The organism is Actinomyces gaoshouyii (assembly GCF_002076915.1).
Lineage (GTDB): Bacteria > Actinomycetota > Actinomycetes > Actinomycetales > Actinomycetaceae > Actinomyces > Actinomyces gaoshouyii.
In genome coordinates this window covers 228,615-246,858 of sequence record NZ_CP020468.1, presented here as the reverse complement: position 1 = coordinate 246,858, position 18,244 = coordinate 228,615, and the positions used below count along the sequence as shown (strand labels likewise).

The 18,244-nt window shown below is 70.5% G+C and carries 12 protein-coding genes, 2 tRNA genes, 1 rRNA gene and 2 riboswitches; of the genes, 3 read left to right on the top strand and 12 right to left on the bottom strand.

The genetic code is table 11. The features are described from left to right. Nucleotides 1-146 precede the first annotated feature (146 nt). The 4 genes from B6G06_RS00960 to B6G06_RS00945 form a co-directional block, all read right to left on the bottom strand. A 16S ribosomal RNA gene (locus B6G06_RS00960) occupies nucleotides 147-1,690 on the bottom strand. Between the two features lie 499 nt (nucleotides 1,691-2,189). After that, nucleotides 2,190-2,262: transfer RNA gene (locus B6G06_RS00955), tRNA-Ala, on the bottom strand. An 88-nt stretch (nucleotides 2,263-2,350) separates the two neighbouring features. Next, nucleotides 2,351-3,676, bottom strand: coding sequence for a hypothetical protein (locus B6G06_RS00950; RefSeq protein ID WP_081170501.1), 1,326 nt, complete (start codon nucleotides 3,674-3,676; stop codon nucleotides 2,351-2,353). 212 nt (nucleotides 3,677-3,888) lie between these two features. Then, the gene (locus B6G06_RS00945; RefSeq protein ID WP_080462817.1) at nucleotides 3,889-5,100 is read right to left on the bottom strand and encodes a molybdopterin molybdotransferase MoeA; all 1,212 of its coding nucleotides are present in this window, start codon (nucleotides 5,098-5,100) and stop codon (nucleotides 3,889-3,891) included. A gap of 155 nt (nucleotides 5,101-5,255) precedes the next feature. Here B6G06_RS00945 and B6G06_RS00940 point away from each other — a divergent pair, with 155 nt between their 5' ends. The 3 genes from B6G06_RS00940 (at nucleotide 5,256) to mscL (ending at nucleotide 7,295) form a co-directional block, all read left to right on the top strand. Further along, nucleotides 5,256-5,906 (top strand): 5-formyltetrahydrofolate cyclo-ligase, encoded by a 651-nt coding sequence (locus tag B6G06_RS00940; protein WP_081170499.1) that lies wholly within the window; start codon nucleotides 5,256-5,258, stop codon nucleotides 5,904-5,906. A gap of 132 nt (nucleotides 5,907-6,038) precedes the next feature. After that, nucleotides 6,039-6,752, top strand: coding sequence for an SAF domain-containing protein (locus tag B6G06_RS00935; protein WP_081170497.1), 714 nt, complete (start codon nucleotides 6,039-6,041; stop codon nucleotides 6,750-6,752). A gap of 150 nt (nucleotides 6,753-6,902) precedes the next feature. Continuing rightward, the gene (gene mscL / locus B6G06_RS00930; protein ID WP_080462820.1) at nucleotides 6,903-7,295 is read left to right on the top strand and encodes a large conductance mechanosensitive channel protein MscL; all 393 of its coding nucleotides are present in this window, start codon (nucleotides 6,903-6,905) and stop codon (nucleotides 7,293-7,295) included. Between the two features lie 210 nt (nucleotides 7,296-7,505). On the opposite strand, the gene B6G06_RS10385 is transcribed toward mscL, so the two are convergent. The 8 genes from B6G06_RS10385 to B6G06_RS00890 form a co-directional block, all read right to left on the bottom strand. Continuing rightward, nucleotides 7,506-7,649, bottom strand: a complete 144-nt coding sequence (locus B6G06_RS10385) for a transcriptional regulator (RefSeq protein ID WP_229657805.1) — start codon at nucleotides 7,647-7,649, stop codon at nucleotides 7,506-7,508. An 83-nt stretch (nucleotides 7,650-7,732) separates the two neighbouring features. Further along, the gene (locus B6G06_RS00920) at nucleotides 7,733-12,109 is read right to left on the bottom strand and encodes a DNA helicase (RefSeq protein WP_081170493.1); all 4,377 of its coding nucleotides are present in this window, start codon (nucleotides 12,107-12,109) and stop codon (nucleotides 7,733-7,735) included. Nucleotides 12,110-12,377: 268 nt separating this feature from the next. Continuing rightward, a tRNA-Arg gene (locus B6G06_RS00915) sits at nucleotides 12,378-12,450 on the bottom strand. A 59-nt stretch (nucleotides 12,451-12,509) separates the two neighbouring features. Beyond that, entirely contained in the window at nucleotides 12,510-13,448 is a 939-nt protein-coding gene (locus B6G06_RS00910) for a universal stress protein (protein ID WP_080462822.1), read from the bottom strand. Nucleotides 13,449-13,634: 186 nt separating this feature from the next. After that, nucleotides 13,635-14,456, bottom strand: coding sequence for a C40 family peptidase (locus B6G06_RS00905; RefSeq protein ID WP_080462823.1), 822 nt, complete (start codon nucleotides 14,454-14,456; stop codon nucleotides 13,635-13,637). Continuing rightward, nucleotides 14,456-14,611, bottom strand: a riboswitch (cyclic di-AMP (ydaO/yuaA leader). It overlaps the preceding gene by 1 nt. A 311-nt stretch (nucleotides 14,612-14,922) precedes the next feature. Beyond that, on the bottom strand, nucleotides 14,923-15,723 hold the full coding sequence (locus B6G06_RS00900; protein WP_081170491.1) for a C40 family peptidase: 801 nt from the start codon (nucleotides 15,721-15,723) through the stop codon (nucleotides 14,923-14,925). Nucleotide 15,724: 1 nt separating this feature from the next. Beyond that, nucleotides 15,725-15,884, bottom strand: a riboswitch (cyclic di-AMP (ydaO/yuaA leader). A 219-nt stretch (nucleotides 15,885-16,103) separates the two neighbouring features. After that, nucleotides 16,104-16,790 (bottom strand): metal-dependent transcriptional regulator, encoded by a 687-nt coding sequence (locus B6G06_RS00895; RefSeq protein WP_080462825.1) that lies wholly within the window; start codon nucleotides 16,788-16,790, stop codon nucleotides 16,104-16,106. A 103-nt stretch (nucleotides 16,791-16,893) separates the two neighbouring features. Then, the gene (locus B6G06_RS00890) at nucleotides 16,894-18,198 is read right to left on the bottom strand and encodes an MFS transporter (RefSeq protein WP_240494109.1); all 1,305 of its coding nucleotides are present in this window, start codon (nucleotides 18,196-18,198) and stop codon (nucleotides 16,894-16,896) included. Nucleotides 18,199-18,244 lie beyond the last annotated feature (46 nt).

The window sequence follows — 18,244 nt, the reverse complement described above, 5'->3', positions numbered from 1 at the left end:
GACAAGCCAGCATCAGGCCCACAAAAGGGAACGGCATGCCGCCCCAGAACCCCGATAGCGCGCCACACTCACCCACATCACCCAACCCCCCGAACCCAGCCAACCACGACCAGGCAATAACAAACGAGAGGCCAAAAACTCCTTAGAAAGGAGGTGATCCAGCCGCACCTTCCGGTACGGCTACCTTGTTACGACTTCGTCCCAATCACCAGCCCCACCTTCGACCGCTCCCCATAAGGCCACGGGCTTCGGGTGTTGCCGACTTTCATGACGTGACGGGCGGTGTGTACAAGGCCCGAGAACGTATTCACCGCGGCGTTGCTGATCCGCGATTACTAGCGACTCCAACTTCACGGTGTCGAGTTGCAGACACCGATCCGAACTGAGACCGGCTTTAAGGGATTCGCCCCGCCTCACGGCATCGCAACCCTCTGTACCGGCCATTGTAGCATGCGTGAAGCCCAAGACATAAGGGGCATGATGATTTGACGTCATCCCCACCCTCCTCCGAGTTGACCCCGGCAGTCTCCCGCGAGTCCCCGCCATAACGCGCTGGCAACACGGGACAGGGGTTGCGCTCGTTGCGGGACTTAACCCAACATCTCACGACACGAGCTGACGACAACCATGCACCACCTGTGACGGCGCCCCACAAAAGCAGGGAAGCCACGTCTCCGCGACCAACACCGACATGTCAAGCCTTGGTAAGGTTCTTCGCGTTGCATCGAATTAATCCGCATGCTCCGCCGCTTGTGCGGGCCCCCGTCAATTCCTTTGAGTTTTAGCCTTGCGGCCGTACTCCCCAGGCGGGGCACTTAATGCGTTAGCTACGGCGCGGAAAACCCGGAAAGGCCCCCCACACCTAGTGCCCAACGTTTACAGCATGGACTACCAGGGTATCTAATCCTGTTCGCTCCCCACGCTTTCGCTCCTCAGCGTCAGTAACGGCCCAGAGACCCGCCTTCGCCACCGGTGTTCCTCCTGATATCTGCGCATTCCACCGCTACACCAGGAATTCCAGTCTCCCCTACCGCACTCAAGCCGGCCCGTACCCACCGCACGCCCCCAGTTAAGCCAGAGGATTTCACGGCAGACGCGACCAACCGCCTACAAGCCCTTTACGCCCAATAATTCCGGACAACGCTCGCGCCCTACGTATTACCGCGGCTGCTGGCACGTAGTTAGCCGGCGCTTCTTATCCAGCTACCGTCAACCCACCCAAAAAAGCAGGCCTTCTTCACTAGCGAAAGAGGTTCACAACCCGAAGGCCTCCATCCCTCACGCGGCGTCGCTGCATCAGGCTTCCGCCCATTGTGCAATATCCCCCACTGCTGCCTCCCGTAGGAGTCTGGGCCGTGTCTCAGTCCCAGTGTGGCCGTCCACCCTCTCAGGCCGGCTACCCGTCAAAGCCTTGGTAGGCCATCACCCCACCAACAAGCTGATAGGCCGCGAGCCCATCCCCCACCAGACAAAAGACCTTTCCCAACCCCACCATGCGACAGAGCCAGAATATCCCGTATTAACACCACTTTCGTGGCGGTATCCAGAAGAAGGGGGCAGGTTACTCACGTGTTACTCACCCGTTCGCCACTCATCCACCCCAACAAAAGCCAGGGCTTCACCGTTCGACTTGCATGTGTTAAGCACGCCGCCAGCGTTCGTCCTGAGCCAGGATCAAACTCTCCAAACAAAACCCACAAAACAAACACACCCAACCCACCCCAAACACAAGGCAGACCAAGCGCATCCATCCCATAAGCCAAGCCCAGAAAAAACAAACCAGGCCCAACCCACACCACCACCCAAAAACAGGCAACAGCACAGGCCAAACAAAAAAAGCCACAGCAACCAACCCACACCACCACCCAAAACAGGCAACAGCACAAGCCAACCACCACAGCACAACCCACCCAAGACACCCAACCAAAAAAATCAAGCACCCAGACAGGCCAAAAAATGACATAAACAAGCATGACACACTATCGAGTTCTCAAACAACACACCCAGGAGAACGTTGCACCGAACTTCTCGCTCGTTGCGCCGCTCTCAAGGCGACTCGACCAACTTAACCAGATGATCGCAGTAATTGTCAATCTCAGGTTCTGTGATCCCGATCTCGACCCCAGATCGTTCATCTAACGAGCCTGGGCGATAGGAGACCCGAACCTTTCAGCCCGGTCCTCCACCGGTGGAGCTAGGGGGATTCGAACCCCCGACCTTCTCATTGCGAACGAGACGCGCTACCAACTGCGCCATAGCCCCAGGTGCCGAATGATACTAGCACCAGCAGTCCGGTACGCCGCAACCTGACGCACCGTGAGCCGCGCCACCGCGCGGTTTCAGCGGACCATCACGCCCCCGCGGCGCGGCGCCGCTCCAGGACCTCATCGAGGTCGATGGGCTTGAAGGCCTGCTCCTCGTCGAGGACCGGTGCAGGTACATAGGCGCGCGCGTTACGCGGCCGCACCGGGGATGACACCGATTCCGCCTCCGGCAGGTCCAAGTCCGGCACCGCGCGGCGGCGGGCCCGCGCGGCGAGCGTGTACGTCGGAGCGGGCACCGCCACGGGACGCCAGCCCTGAGGAGGGGTCGACGTCGCGTCGCGGCGGACCGGCAGGGTTGCCGCCGATCGTAGAACCGCCGGCTCGAGGCTCGCGGCATCGTCCCCTCGGCGCCTCGCCGCTGGGGAGACTCTCTCCGAGTCGATGCCCTCGCTCGCCGAGGCAGCCGCGACGCGCCGGCGATCGAGTTCAGCCTTCTCATCGGACTCGGCCTCGCCGGAGTCAGCGCGATCGATGTCGGCCGACTTCAGTGGGCGCGGTTCCATCACCCATTCCATGGGCTTGGCCGCATCAGCCTCAACCCGCACTGCCGCGGCGGACGTCAAGGAGTCCTCGGTGGCGCTCGCCGGCTCCTCCGCCTCTTCGCGAGCGACCGGCTCAGCACCGCTCACGGCGCTGAGCGTGGAGGCGCTCGAATCGCCGGCGGTCCCATGGGCCGCCTCCTCCCCGACGGAGGCGGCCCATCCCCGCCCGCTCGATCCGAGGGGAGATTCGGCAGCGGGTGCGCCCGCGGGACCGTGGGCTGCGGACTCGATCCTGGTCTTGGGGCGAGCGCCGGTGAGGGTGTCGAGCTCGCGCCGCAATGCGACGATGCGGCGCCACTCAGCGCGGTCAGCGGCACGGGAGGCCTCAGCCGCCTTGTGCCCGGCGACCATCGACCCCCCGAGCAGCGCCGTCGGCAGCAGCGCGGGCCACCACGGCATGACGGTCACGAATCCCACCAGCCACAGCCCCAGGCCCACACCGAGCAGGCCGGCGGCGACGCGCGCGCGGTTGGTGGCGGCTTCCTGGCGGCGAGCGCGAGCGGCATCGTGCGCGCGTTGGGCCTGCACGAGCTCGCGCTCGACGCGCAGCGCGCGGACGTTCCTCACAGCTGGCCTGTTCATCGCCCTCACCTCCGGGAGCCGTCGGAAGATCCTCGCGTGCCCGCCCTGCTCGCAAGCCTCGTCGGAGACCACGGCCGCCTCGCCGGTCGCCAGGATCCGCAACTCGGCGGAATAGCGATCATCGGAACGGGACAGACTCATGACCTCGCGGCGCCCAACCAGAAAGGGCAGGAGGTACGCGGTGAGAACGACGACGAGGGCGAGGAGCGCCCAGACTTCAATTCCCACAGAGCCACCGTACGGGCCGCCGAGCCCCGGCCAGGAGAGAATCGTCGGCGTGTTGTGACTTGGAATGACGCCAATCCAGCCACGATAGCCTCGCTATTCACAACAGTCACTCGAAGCGCATGTACCACTCGCCGAGCGCGTGTCGAGCCCCTCACCCCTCCGGGCAATCGCGCCCCCACGGCAACCGTCGCCCCAGTCTCAGCGGACGGACATCAGGCGTCGAGGAGGAGGCAGTGGAGTGTGTCCCCGGCCGAGACGCTGCGCGCCTCCTCGGGGACAACGGCGATGGCATTGGCCCGCGCCAGGCCCATGAGGCGAGTGGTGCCGGGCTCCGCCGTCGGCTCGGCGCGGTAGCCGCTGGAGGGCGAGCCGGTCAGATGCACGGGAACGAACTCCCTCCTGCCGGCGGGCGAGGCCCACCCCCGCGTCATCTCGGCCGGCAGACTCGAGCGATGGAGCCCCTGCCAGCCGGCGATCTCTCGCAACACGGGCCGCACGAAGGTCTCGAAGGCGATCTGAGCGCTGACGGGATCCCCGGGGAGGCAGAAGATCGGCGTGCCCTCCACGGTACCGACGCCGAGCTGGCGCCCGGGGCTCATGGCGACGGCGTCGAAGCGCACCGAGCCCAGGGGAGCGAGGGCCTCCTTGACGGTGTCCCCCTGTCCCACGGACAGGCCCCCGGTGGTGATGAGCACGTCGGCGCGCACGAGCTGATCCTCGAGGGTCTCGGTCAGGGCGCCGAGCTCGTCGGGGACGGCCGCAACGCGGAAGGCCCGCCCGCCGGCATCGGTGACGGCGGTGGCCAGGGCGTGCCCGTTGGCGTCGTAGACGCTGCCGTCCCGGCCCGGCGAGCCGGGCTCGACGAGCTCGTCGCCGATGGACACGATGACGACGCGCGGCGCGGGATGCACCTTGACGCGCAGCCGCCCCACCCCGGCCAGGAGCGCGATCTGCCGGGCGGACACGCGCGAGCCCTGCGGCAGGACCGTCGTCCCGGCGACCACATCCTCGGCGCGGCGCCTCACGTTCTCCCCCTCGACGACGACAGAGCGGACCTCGACCCGCTGGGTCCCGCGGTCGGTCTCGATCCAGGGGACGACGGCGTCGGCACCGACGGGCAGGGGGGCGCCGGAATCGATGAGCATGGCGGTGCCGGGGACGAGCCGGGCGCTGCTGGTGTCGCCGGCGCGCACGGCGTCGATGACGTCGAGGCGGGCGGGCTCGCTCGCCGTCGCGCCCCGGATATCAGCGGCGCGCACCGCGTAGCCGTCGAGGCTGGCCAGGTCCGCACCGGGAAGGTCGAACTCCGCGACGACGTCCTCCGCCAGGACGCAGCCGACGGCGTCGAGAAGGACGACGTCGAGCGGCGGCGCCGCCTGCGCGATCTCGAGGCACGATGCGAGGTGCTCGGCGACGGTTCTCATGGGTTCCTCCCTGCCCGCAGGTCCCGGGATCTCGGGGCGGCACCGGGGTGAGGCCTGCGGCTCCAGGCGGCCAGGCTACCCTCATGGGACGGCCCCGCCATCCCAGGGACGGCCCGGCGCGCCCGGAATGGAGGAGAACCTGAGAGAATCGAGGAGTGAGTTCCCAGGCGCGCGCACTCCCTGCCCCCGCAGGACTGGAGAGCAGTCATGACAAGGACCGATGGCGCCATATCCTGCGTCAGCAGCGCTGCGGGCAGCACCCCCACCCCGACGCGGGGCACAGCCCCGCCTGCGAGGCCCTCATGGAGCACGCCCTCCAGGCCGTCGAGGGCATGGGGACCATCGCCGCTTACGTCTCAGTGGGCAACGAGCCATGCACGCGCCTGCTCCTGGAGCACTTGGAGGTCGAGGACCGCGTTGTCCTCCTGCCCGTCCTGGGACCGCACCTGTCCCGCTGCTGGGGGCGCTTCACGGGTACCGCCGACCTGGCCGAGCGCGCGCCGGGGCGCCCTCCCGAGCCAGGGGGCGATCCCCTGCCTGCGGAGGCGGTCGCCGACGTCGATGCCCTCCTCATCCCCGCGCTCGCCATTGACCGCGCCGGCAACCGCCTCGGTCAGGGCGGCGGCTGGTACGACCGTGTCCTGCCGCTGAGGCGCGAGGGGGCGCTCGTGCTCGCCATGGTCTACGACGATGAGCTCACCCCATCCCCGCTCCCCACTGAGCCGCACGACCAGCGAGTGGACGCCGTCATCACACCCGAGCAATGGTTCCTCCTGAAGCGCTCCGTTTTCGCCTCCGGGTCCTGACGGGCCTGCGGGGGAGGCGGTTCGCGCGGCCGTCCCGGAGCCCGTGAACCACGGGCGGGCGTGCGCCTAGCCGCCGCCGCGCCCTGTGGACGAGGGGAACCGCCACTGGGATGAACGGCCCACCCTGGGGCCATGAGCCCTCACCCGCGCCTCGACCGCTCCCCCGCCGCTCGCCCATCGTTGCTCCTGTGGAGGGCGCGCCACCTCGTCGTCGCCGCATGCGTGGGGGCAGCCGTGCTGCTCGCTCTCTCCGTGCTCCGTCCCTCGCCACAGGCGGACGGCAGCGCGCTGGTCGTCGCCCGGGCCATCGGCGCCGGGGAGCGAATCGAGGCCGACGACGTGGAGCGGCGCTCGATCCCAGGGGCGGCGCTGCCGACCCGGGGGAAGGCGGACGAGAGCATTATCGGGAGCAGGGCGGCGATCCGCCTGGAGGAGGGCACCGTCCTCACGGAATCGATGACGAGCTCGGCGCGCGCCCGGGGGATCGGCGACGGCGAGCGGATCGTCCAGGTCCCCATCGAGGTGGGGGGTTCGCTGGCGGAACCGGGCGCGATCGTCGACATCATCGGCGAGAGCCCAGCCGCCACCACAAGCGCGCCCGCGATCCCCGCCGCTCCTCGCGATCAGGCGGGCGATTCCGCACCGTCGCAGACTTCAACGGGCGAGAGAACCCGGGTTCTCTGCCCCGGCGCACGGGTCATCGGTACCACAGCGGAAGGCGATACTCCAAGGTTTCTTTCAGGGAATAAGGTCACAGTAGTGGAACTTGCCGTTCCGGCGGACACCGCTACCCTTGTCGTCGGTGCGGCAACGCAGGGCGCCCTCGGTCTCGCGCTGAGCCCCTGACGACCTCATCACAGTCGAGATGATCAGTGATCCGTCGGTATATTCATCCGGCGCCGACTGCCCGATGCAGCCAACCGGCTGTCGATCATCGTCCCGGCCTCGCGCCTGTCGCCCCTGCGGGGCGCGCACTCACCGAAAGGTTCTCCCCTCATGATCAAGGGATTCAAGGAGTTCATTGCTCAGGGCAACGCCCTGGAGCTCGCCGTCGCCGTCATCATCGGCGGCGCCTTCAAGCCCATCGTCGACTCGATCACCAAGGTCATCCTGGACATGGTTGGCCAGATCGTCGGCTCCCCGAACTTCGACTCCATTCTTCAGTTCAAGATCGACAGCGGCTCGGACACCTACATCCAGCCCGGCACGATCCTCACCGCGCTCATCAACTTCCTCCTGGTCGCCCTCGCCGTCTACTTCTGCATCGTCGTCCCGATGAACAGGATGAAGGCCCTGCAGAAGAAGCAGGACGACGAGAAGCCCGCCGAGCCGACCGACGTCCAGCTGCTGGGCGAGATCCGCGACCTGCTCGCCGCCCGCAACCACTGAGGGGAATAGCCGCCGTCGCCCAGCGCCGCGCATTCCCAACGGAGGCTGAGCCCCGTCGACCACCCGGTCGGCGGGGCTCAGCGCCATCCGCTCCCCTTTCTCGCGAGACCGGTCGAAAATAGGAGCGAGACCGGTCCGCGGACCGGTCTCGCTCCTATTTTCGACCGGTCTCGGCGGGAGGGAAAGGAGAAGAGAAGCGAGGGACGGAGGTTAGGACCAGTGGGGCGGAACCTCGGCGCGCAGGCGCGCATCGTTGGCGCTGCCGCCGCCCGACACGTCCTCCCTGCGGGCGCGGGCCTCGCTGAGGGCATCGATTCCACGGCGCCGCGCATTCTCGGCATCCTCCTCAGTCATCTCGCCACGCGCCACCCGCGCGGCGTCCTGAGGGGAGAGCAGGACCACTCGGCGCCTGCGAGGCCGGCCGGCCGCGGAGGCGCTCATCGCCCCCGCCGCACGGCGTTGCCGAGAACGGCGTCCACACCGGTCCCCCGGCGGGTGAGGGCGAGCGCATCGCGGAGCTCTACGAGCTCCTCCTCCTCGCTGCGCGCCAGCCCATCGGAGCGGATCCAGGCGACGAGGTCATCGAGCTCATCGTCGGAATAAGCCTGGAGGGGCAGCCCTTGCGCGATCGGAGGGCGAGCCGTGCGGCCCTGCGCCCGGGCGGCCCCCGCGGGCGCGCCTGGGACAATGGCGCTGGCGGGCGAGGCCTGCCGGGGAGCGGGCGCCGCCTCCGCCTCGCCGGCCACGGCGGCGCCCTGGCCTCCGGCATCATCGATGCGCTCGGGGAGCTCGGGAAGCTCGGGGTCCTCCGGGCGGGCCTGGGCGGCGGAGCGCTCATCGAGGATCTCAGCGATCATGATCTCGATGGTGCGGGCCTCGGCCTCCGGGTCGACGAAGACCCCGGCGGAGAAGGAGCGGTGGACCCGCCAGCCGCGGTGCTCGAGGCGCTCCACCCAGTGCCGGTCGCGGCGGCGCAGGCTCGGCTCGGCCACGTAGTCGTCGTCATCGGTCAGGACGGCGACGAACAGCTCCTCGGGGTAGTCGGGGTGGCCGATGGCCAAGGGGATGCGGGGGCCGCCGTCGGCGCCCCACTGGGGGACCACCACGAGCCCCTTGCGCCACAGGTGCCAGGCGAGATCCACCAGGAGGCGATCGGGCTCGCCGTTCTCCGCCGGGCCCACGGGGGTCCCTCCCCCGGCGGCGCGGGCGAGCACCTCGCGCAGCAGTTTGGCGCCGGGCGCCCGCAGCCGATCGGGATCGAGGTCCTCGGCCCCGATGGAGGAGATGACGGTCGTAGCGCCCCGGGAGGCGCACAGGGCCTCAACGAGAGCGACCATGCCGCCCTGCTCGCCAAGCTCACCGAAGGTGTGAATGGTGCGCCCGTGCGGGGTCTTCGCGAAGCCGACGGAGAGGATGACACGGTCGCGGCGCAGGGATCGGGCCTCACGCAGGTCGATGACCGTGAAGGGCTCCTTGACGCCGGCGGAGAAGAAGTCGTCCAGGGCTGGGTACTCGGAAGCCGCCACGGCCACCGCGCGGCGGATCTCGTCGGAGTGGCGGGTGTTGAGGGCGATGACTCCCAGGCTCTCGCCGGGGCGGGTGAGCGCGTGCTCGACAACGACGTCGACCACCTGATCCACCTCGTCAGGCACGGTCTCCACAGCACTCTTGCCGGGCGCTGGCATGCCGCGACCATCGACGCGGATGAGGGACAGGGTGGGCTCGCCCGGCGGCCCCGGGATCACCTCGACGATGCCCTCATAACCGTTGGAGGTGAGGAAGGAGGCGATCCCGGCATCGAGCTGGTTGCGGCCCGTGGGGAGGGTCACCGAGGGCAGGAGCGGCCCGAGCTCAGCAGCGAGTCCCCTCTCCGCGCGGCGCGGATCCCCGATGACGAGGACCTGCTCGGCGCGCACGAGGGCCGGCAGGGCCTGGGCGACCGGCATGCTCGCGGAGGCGTCGAGGATCGCCAAGTCCACGACGGCGCTGGGAGCGAGCACCTGCGGCACGAGGGTCGGCGGGACGATCCAGATGGGGCGAGCCAGCCAGGCCACCGGATGGGCGTCGAGGATGTCGCGCAGAGGGACGCCGTCGTCCTTGGACAGGGCGATGTACAGGGAGCGGGCCTGCTGCTTGTCGGCCTCGACGGCGGCGCGCACCCGGTGGGCGCAGGCCTGCGCGACGGGGCCGGACAGGGAGGCGGACTGGGCGGCGTCGAGCCGGCGCAGGCTCTTGGAGAGCTCATCGAGGGCCTTGGCGTCCAGCCCTCCCATATCCGGGTCCTCCCGGAGAGCCTGGGCGAGGACGGAGGACCACCAGCAGTAGGTGAGCTCGTCATCGAGCTCGTCATCGCTCACCTGGCGGGCGCGCAGGTCCGCAACGAGCGGGCCCATGCCCAGCTCGTCGATGGCGATGGTCGTCCGGTTGCGCTCGGGCTGGGCCTGCGCGGTTTCCGGATCATCGGCGAGGGCCCGCACACGGGCGGTCAGGTCCGCGAGAGGCGTGTCCACGAGCGCCGGGGAGCCGTCATGGCGGTCGAGGAGGGGCTGGAGCTCGGTGAGGGCGTTCATGGCGCGCTCACAGGTACGGCGCATCTCGTCCAAGCCCTGCGGAAGGGTGGGCCAGCCGCCGTCGGGATCGTGGCGGCGCCACTCCTCGCGACGTCGCTGCACCTTGACGAGCTCGGCGTGCAGGTCCTCGACGACGCGGCCGGGGCGCACGAGGTCCTTGGCCTGCCGGGTGAAGCGACGGCGCGCGGAGCCGCTCATGACGATGCTGCGCTCCTCGCGCCACCGCTTGGTGGCCGTGGCGATGACGAGATCGGCGGCGGAGCGCTCGAAGACCTCGGGGAGGAAGACGTCGAGGGAGTCGCGCACGCCGTCGAGCATGTCGAGCTGCTCGGACCACATGGCCAGCGTCGTGGCGCGCCGCAGCCCGGTGCAGGAGGAGACCTCGCGGCTGTGGGTCTCGACGGCGGGCAGCATGTCGTCGGCGAGGCGCCCCAGGCGCCCCAGGGCGTCTGTGACCTCGTCGAGATCGGTCAGCGCCAGGCCGCTCCAGGGCGAGGGCGCCTGGACCGGGTTGAGCATCCCGAGGGAGTGGGCGCGGTGGAGGATGCGGGAGGCGCGCTCGCGCCCGGCGTCGTCGAGGCGCTCGAGTCGTCCGGGGACGATCTTCGCGGTGGTGCGGGCCCTCGAGCGCGACGAGGTGAGCTCGGCGAGTGTCTGAAGGGCCTCGTAGGCTGAGACGTTCCAGGGCGCGCGCTGCGCGTGCAGCGCCGTCACATAGCGGGACAGGCGCTTGCGCACGGCGGTGAGGCGCTGGCGGACCCGCAGGATCTCGGGGACGTCGAGCTGGGGCGGCTGGGAGCCGAGCCCGGATTGGACGGCCTCGGCGGCATGACGGCGCCAGCTGGCGTCCTCAGTGAGATCGACGACGAGGTCCCCCAGGCCGAGGTCCTCCAGGGCCCGGGCGACGGCGTGGCCGTCCCCGCTCGTGGCCGGGACGTGGATGGCGGTGCGGCCGGTGGCAGCGGCATCAGCGAGGACGGCGGCCAGCGTGGCGGCCACATCCGATCCGGGGGGCGCGTCGAGGAGGAGGGAGGCGCCCAGGCTGACGGATTCGACGACGTCGAGCTGACCGGGGTCGAGATCGCCCACGCCGCGCTCGGCGTCGGGGGCGCGGTCATCGCGCCAGGGGGCGGGAAGGTCGACGGCGAGGGCCCGCCGAGCGGGCTCGACGCCGGCCAGCGCGGCCACGATCGCGGAGAGGCGCGCGCGGTCGACGACGGCGTCGAAGTCCTCGACGAGCGCCTGGCCCGGGTGGACGAAGGCGCCGACGACGAGCCGCTCGTGCAGTTCGAAGCCGGGCAGGTAGTCGCGGCAGGCGGCGGCGATGCGGGTCAGGGCGGCGCGCGGCGTGAATCCCTCCGCGGTCAGGGCGCCGCGGGCCAGGGCCTGGATGTCGGCTGTCGATCCGTAGCGTCGCAGGGCGCGTGAGAGAATCGGGTTGACCTCGATGGAGGGGTCGACGGCGATGGTCGCGTCCGCGGAGGCGCTGGACAGGCGGACCGGTCGCATGAGCACGGGGGCGTTGACAGTGCGGACGGTTCCCGGGGGGCCCGCCGGCCGTGAGGAGAGCGCGCTCTCCAGGGCCGAGGCGAGGACGGGGTCGGAGATCTCATGGCGGGGCGTCTCGGCATCACGGTCGACGTCCAAGTCGCCGGCCCCGCCTGGAGCACCGCTCTCGGCGCTCCCAGCGCCGTCGGCCGCCGCGGCACCGGTGCGCCGGGACTCGTCCCGGATGGTCTCAGTCCAGGTCGCGACCCCGATGGCGAGGTACACGGGGGCGACGCCGAACTGCCTGGCCAGGACGTCGGTGCGCCCGGCGACCTTGCGCACGGACGTGCGGGCGGCGGCCAGGGCGGTGGGCTCCCGGATGAGGCTGGACAGGGGGGTGGGGCGCCCGGCGTAGAGCTGGGCGAGTCCCGAGGGGTGGGCGGCGGTGAGGTCGACGGCGCCGTCGAGCAGGGAGACGTCGTCGAGACTGGCCACTCCCCCGAGGCCGACGAGCTCCTCTCTCCAGCCCGCGAGCGCGGCTTCCACGCGGGCCCGACTGGCGTCGTCGAGGTCCGTGGGGGACGCGGGGACGGGAGCCTCCGGCGTCATCGGCGCTGGCTGGGGGGTGATGGTGCTGGGGATGCGCGACTCGCGCCCGTCCCCGTTGGCGCGCCCCTCGGCGGTGCCCACACGATCGCCTGTTGCGTGGCCCGCGCGGTGCCGAGCGCGGCCGAAGGAGAAGAGTGAAGGCGCCATGCTCCGACAATATCCGCGCCCGGCGCGCTCCTGCCCGAGGCGCCCCGGGGTGGCGCCGCGTCAGCGCACGAGCAGGTGCTCGGCGATGGCGATGGCGGAATGCGGACGCGGCTCGTGGTTGCGGACGCGCCCCGGAGCACGTCGGCAAGTCCTGCGGCGGAAGGCAGGCTTTGAGCCAAGGAGATGCGGAAAAGCACGGATCGAGGCCGCGAGCGCTTCCGCGACTCGAGACCCCGATCCGTTACCCCTGGTAGAGCAGGGTTTCACGTGCCCCCGGCGCGATTCGAACGCGCGACACCCGCTTTAGGAGAGCGGTGCTCTATCCCCTGAGCTACGAGGGCGGGGCGCGGCAAGCCTACCAGCGTGCCGTGCCAACCGGGGACCGGCGTGCCCTGCTCGCTCAGGCGCGCTCCCAGGGGACGTTCGAGCGGGTGACCGCCGAGTCGTCGTCCTTGGCGCGGGCGGGCACCACCATCACCGGGCAGGCCGCGTGCGAGAGCACCGCCTGGCTCGTCGAGCCCAGGAGGAGTCCCGCGAAGCCACCGCGGCCGCGCGAGCCGACGACAACGAGGTCGACGGCCGTGGAGAACTCGGCGAGGAGCTCAGCGGCATTGCCGTCCAGCGCGTGGCGGCTGACCGCCACCCCGGAGTGGCCCTCGAGGGCCTCGGCGACGGCGTGGTCGAGGCCGGCTCGCACGTCGGCGAGGACTTGCTGGCGGTCCACGGCGGCCGGCAGCCATGCGAGCGCCCCGCTGCCGGTGCTCATGGGCACGGCGGCCACTGCGGTGAGCTCGGCGTCCCAGGCCTCGGCCTCGCGCACGGCCCGGCGCACGGCCTTGTGGGCGGAGCCGGAGCCGTCCACGCCGACGACGATCCTCTTGACCGGGGTGAAGGCTGCGCCGGTGGTGTGGCGGGGAACGATAACGGTGGGGCACTTGGCATGCGCGGGGAGGGCGGAGGAGACGGTTCCGAGCAGGCGGTCGGCGAAACCGCCGCCACCACGGGTGCCGACGACGGCCAGGGCGGCATCGGCGGAGAGGTCCACGAGCACACCGGCGGGGTCGCCCGTCTCGAGCGAGCTGGTCACCGCGACGCCGGCCTGTTGGGCGCGGGCGACGGCCTCGTCGACGACCGCCTGGGCGCCGGCGCGTATCGCTCTGTCATCCAAGGCCGCATAGCCGCCGTCGAGCGAGGCGGCGGTGAAGGACGGAAGAGAGTAGGCGCACAGGATGTGGACCCTCCATCCCTCGCGCGCCGCGCGGGCGACCGCCCAGTCGACAGCGCCGAGAGACTCGGGCGATCCGTCGACGCCAACGAGGACGACTTTGTCTTCAGCCATGGTTCCCTGCCTTTTCCATCGGACGTCCCGGTCCTCCGGGGTCCGGCGAACCAGGTGCCCCCAGCATACCTGTGGCGCAGCACACGACGGGGAGGTTCAGCAGCCGTGGCACGCCAGGCGCGCCGAGGGGGGCGACCGCCGTGGCGGTCGCCCCCCTCGAAGTGGTGGCCGAGATCCGAGCCGGCGTCAGCCGATCCGGATGAACGAGGTCGGGCTGCCCCAGATCTCGCGGTACACGACGCCGGTGGACTCGTTGCCGGCGTCGATCATCATGCCGTTGCCGGCGTAGATGCCGACGTGGTAGCCGTAGTAGACGATGTCACCGGGCCGGGCCTCGGCCATGGAGACGGCGGTGCCCGCAGCGGCCTGAGCGCCGGAGGTGCGGGGCAGGCTGATGCCGGCCCGGGCGTAGACGTACTGGACGAGGCCGGAGCAGTCGAAGCCCGAGGGCGAGGAGCCGCCGTAGACGTAGGGAGTGCCCACGTACTGCATGGCGATGGAGACGATGCTGGAGCCGGAGGCGGATGCGGCGGGAGCAGCGGGCCGTGCCTGGACGGCCGGGGCCGCCTGAGCGGTGGACTGCTGGGCCGGGGAGGCCTCCCGGGCCGCACCTCGCTCCGGCTGGGCGGCCGGCGCCTGGTCGGCTTCGGGGGAGGGAGCCTCGACGACGGGCTTGGGGGCCTCAGTGGCGACGGCCTCAGCGGCCTCGGAGGCGCGGTTGAAGGTGTCGGCCTGGACATCGGTCCCCACGACGATCGCAGCGTTGGTCGTCACGGCGGCGTGAGCGTCAAGGGCGAGGTAGTTGAGACCGGAGGGGTCGAGGGATCCCGCGGAGGCCTGGGCGGGCTCTGCGACCGAGGCGGTGGCGGCACTGGAGGCGACCATGGTCAGGGCCAGGCCGGAGGAGGCGGCCAGCGCGAGACCGCGGCGGGTGGCGGGCGCGACCTCGGCCAGGGGAGTCGCGGGACGCGTGGCGGCGCGGTGGCGCGCCTGGGAATGGGTAGTCATATTCCTCTCCTATGGCCGCCGAGGTTAGCTGTCGGGTTCGGGCTGGAGACGCCCTACCCGCGCCGAGCGGGACTCACCCCGAGGGCCGCGATCAGGGTCGCGACCCATGAAACGGTTCCCCCGTCCCCATCGCTGGTTGTTCGCCAGCCCGGGCCGGACGATGGGACTGGGCCCCGGCTCGGGCGCCGCGAGGGGGAAGCCCCGCGACACCTGAGAGGCTACCGGAGCGCTGACGGGCGAGTCACGGGAAGATCAACAACATGATCGTGACCTGCCGCACAGGAACACCCCTCTTTCCCTACCATTCCAAGGGATTCTGACCAGCTCAGGGGCACATTCAGGCACTCCGGCATGACCTGCTTCGCTGTGAGAGCGTCGCCGCATGAGACGTCTCGGCCCCACTCCCACGGGAGGAGCGGGGCCGAGACGGAGGATGTGAGCCGGGATGGCCCGGCAGCAGGACCGCTCAGAAGCGGAGGTACGTGGCGCCACCGCGGACGGCCAAGTACTGCACGCCGACGCTCTCGGACTCGGCCGAGACCATCATGCCGCCACCGGCGTAGATCGCGACGTGGCCGGGCCACCAGAGGACATCACCGGGCTGAGCCTCGGAGGCCGAGATGACGGTACCGGCCGACCGGAGAGCGCCGGAGGAGTGCGGAAGGCTGACGCCCGCGACGTTGGCGTAGACGTAGGAGACGAGACCCGAGCAGTCGAAGGCGCTGGGGCCCCCGGCGCCGTAGACGTAGGCCTTGCCGACCTGGGCCATCGCCAGACCCACGATGGAGTTACCGGAGGTGGGGGCGGCCGGGGCGGCGGCCTCGGCGGCAGTGGCCTTAGCGGTCGCGGCCGGGGTGGCCTCGGCGGTGGCGGTCTCTTCAGCGGCGGGGGCCTTGGTGGCCTCCGAAGCCGCCTCAGCGGTCGGGGTCGGAGCCGGGGCCGGGGCCTCGGCGGCGACGGCCTCGGCGGCGTGGTTGAAGCCGTCGACCTGGACGTCGCTGGCGACCTCGACGGCCGCGTTGGCGATAACGGCCTCCTGCGCGGGAGCAGCGAGAGCGGCGGTACCGACATTCTCACCGAGGGAGCCGGCGGACTCGTCGAGCTGGGCGGAGTCGCTCGCGGCGTTGGCGCCGGAGGCGATCATGGTGAGGGCCAGACCGGAGGTCGCGACGACGGCGAGGCCGCGACGTGCGGCCGGACCGGTGCTCGACAACGGGGTGATCGGTCGAGTGGCCTTGCGGTGGCGTGCCTTGACGCTGGAAGTCACTGGTATTTCTCCTGGAAGCCGTCGAGGTTAGCTGTCGGGTTCGGGCTGGAGACGCCCTACCCGCCGAGGCGGGATTCACCCCGAGGATTGAGTTGAGCGATGCTCGTCTCATCCGGGAAATGGTTCCCCCGTCCCTGCCGGTGATCTGGGTGGGAATCAGGAGTGAGAGGCGCCGACAGGGTTTGGCTCCGCCCATCTCTCCGCAACCGGGGCATCGGCTGCACCGCCGACACTAGTCGAAGTTCCGCGCAAGAGTGAAGCCTTGAGGGCCGCAGCCCCGTGTGGCATCCCTCTCCTAGGGGTCTCATAGGCGCATTCACCCCGGTCGGGCCCACTGATGGCCCGATCGACGACGGCCGGGGGCGATCAATGGCCCGGGCTCAGCGCGCGGGAGCGCCCTGCTCCAGGAAGAGGTGGCGGGCGACATCGGCCGGCAGCACGATCGGCATGCCCGTGGGCCCCACGATGCGCACGCCCCCGGCCGATCCGCGCAGCTCCACGCGGGCGCCCGCGCGGATCTCCGCGTCCTCCATCAGGCCCAGGAGCTCGGCGTCGGCCTGGATCGGCTCGCCGATCCGGCGCACGACGGCGGATCCGACGCCGTCGCGGGCCACGCGGTCGGCGCTCGCCTCGTCCTCCCCCGGCGCGGGGTGGTCGGCCCGCCTGCCGGGGATGGGATTGCCGAAGGGATCGGAGGCCACGTCCCCGAGGATCTCGGCGAGCCGGTCCTCGACCCTCTCGCTCATGACGTGCTCCCAGCGGCAGGCCTCGTCGTGGATGTAGCGCCGATCGACGCCGACGACGTCGAGCAGCAGCCTTTCAGCAAGGCGGTGCTTGCGGATCACCTCCGTGGCCCGGCGCCGACCCTCCTCGGTGAGCTCCAGCGAGCGGTCCTCCGTGACCCTGATGAGCCCATCGCGCTCCATGCGCGCCACCGTCTGGGAGACCGTGGGGCCCGAGTGGTCGAGACGATCGACAATCCGCGCGCGAAGAGGGGTGACGCCGTCCTCTTCCAACTCGTAGACGGTCTTGAGGTACATCTCGGTGGTGTCGATGAGCTCGCTCATATGCGCTCGCGCCTCCTGCGACGACGGTTTCCCGCCCACACGGGCGGCCAGGCCCTCGCGCCGCCCCTCTCGTCGGGCGCGGGGACTGGGAGAAGGATATCGGTCACTCGCGCGCGGACCCCGGAGCGCCGCCCGCCGGGGGCTGCTCGGGGACGCCCCCGGCGGCGGAGCGCTCGCGCGGACCCGTCATGCGCAGGTAGGGGCGTGTCGATGAGTGGGCCAGCTCCAGGCGCCAGCGGCGGCGCGTCCACACCAGCGCCGCCACCGAGACCAGGACGGCTGCCGCTCCCCCGACGAGCAGGGAGGCCCGAGGGCCCCAGGCGTCGGCGAGGCCTCCCATGATGGGGGCGCCGATCGGGGTCGTCCCCAGCTGGGCGATGATGTAGATGCTGATGACCCTGCCGCGCACCTCATCGGGCACGGAGAGCTGGATTGCCTGGTTCGCGCCGGTCAGAACGGTGAGCACGCACAGGCCCACCGGGATGGTCGCCACGGCGAAGGCGATATAGGTGGGCATGAGCGCCATCACGATGGTGAACAGCCCGAGGAAGAAGGAGCCCGTCACCACGGTGCGCACGCGGGGGGAGCGACGCCTGGCCGCCCACAGGGCGCCCGCGAGCGATCCGATTGCGAAGACCGAGGAGACCGTGCCGTAGGCGTCGGACTCCAGGTGGAAGACACTGCGCACCATGGCGGCCATCGTGAGCTGGAAGTTGAGGGAGAAGGTCGACACGACCGTGACGACGCCGATGATGACGAGGATGTCGGTGCGGTGCCGGACGCAGGCCAGGCCCTCGCGCAACTGGCCCTTGGAGCGAGGGACCCTGGCGACGGGCCGGAGCTCGTCACCGCGCATGAGGATGAGGGCGAGCGCGGGGAACAGGAAGCTAGCGGCGTTGATCTCGAAGACGACGCCCGCTCCGACCCAGGCGATGACGACGCCCGCCGACGCCGGGCCCAGGAGTCGGGCAGCGTTGAAGGAGGCGGCGTTGAGGCCCATCGCGTTGGCCCGCGAGCCGGCCGGGACCAGCTGCGCCACGAAGCTCTGGCGGGCCGGGGCGTCGTAGGCGGCCGCGGCGCCAGAGGCCAGGGCCGCGAGGTAGACGTGCCAGAGCCGGGCATGGCCGGAGATGACCGCCAGCCCCAGGACGAGGGAGACCAGCCCCATCGCCGACTGGGTGGCGATGAGGAAGCGCCGCTGATCGACGCGATCCGCGACGAGCCCGGCGTGGGCGGACAGGAGGAGGGCGGGGAGGAACTGAAGCGCGGTGGTGATGCCGGTGGCGGTGGCCGAGTCGTCGGTGAGGATGCGCAGGACGAGCCAGTCCTGGGCGACCCGCTGCATCCAGGTGCCCGTGTTGGCCACGAGGGCGGCGAAGAACCAGATCCGGTAGTTGTGGAATCGCAGGGAGGCGAAGGTACGGCCCTGCTCGGACCAGGCGGGGTCCTCCGCG

Excerpts from the sequence above, each read along its gene's own strand:
- mscL (WP_080462820.1), top strand. The coding sequence starts at position 6,903 with ATGATCAAGGGATTCAAGGAGTTCATTGCTCAGGGCAACGCCCTGGAG.
- B6G06_RS00945 (WP_080462817.1), bottom strand. The coding sequence starts at position 5,100 with ATGAGAACCGTCGCCGAGCACCTCGCATCGTGCCTCGAGATCGCGCAG.
- B6G06_RS00910 (WP_080462822.1), bottom strand. The coding sequence starts at position 13,448 with ATGGCTGAAGACAAAGTCGTCCTCGTTGGCGTCGACGGATCGCCCGAG.
- B6G06_RS00920 (WP_081170493.1), bottom strand. The coding sequence starts at position 12,109 with ATGGCGCCTTCACTCTTCTCCTTCGGCCGCGCTCGGCACCGCGCGGGC.
- B6G06_RS00895 (WP_080462825.1), bottom strand. The coding sequence starts at position 16,790 with ATGAGCGAGCTCATCGACACCACCGAGATGTACCTCAAGACCGTCTAC.
- B6G06_RS10385 (WP_229657805.1), bottom strand. The coding sequence starts at position 7,649 with ATGACTGAGGAGGATGCCGAGAATGCGCGGCGCCGTGGAATCGATGCC.
- B6G06_RS00905 (WP_080462823.1), bottom strand. The coding sequence starts at position 14,456 with ATGACTACCCATTCCCAGGCGCGCCACCGCGCCGCCACGCGTCCCGCG.
- B6G06_RS00935 (WP_081170497.1), top strand. The coding sequence starts at position 6,039 with ATGAGCCCTCACCCGCGCCTCGACCGCTCCCCCGCCGCTCGCCCATCG.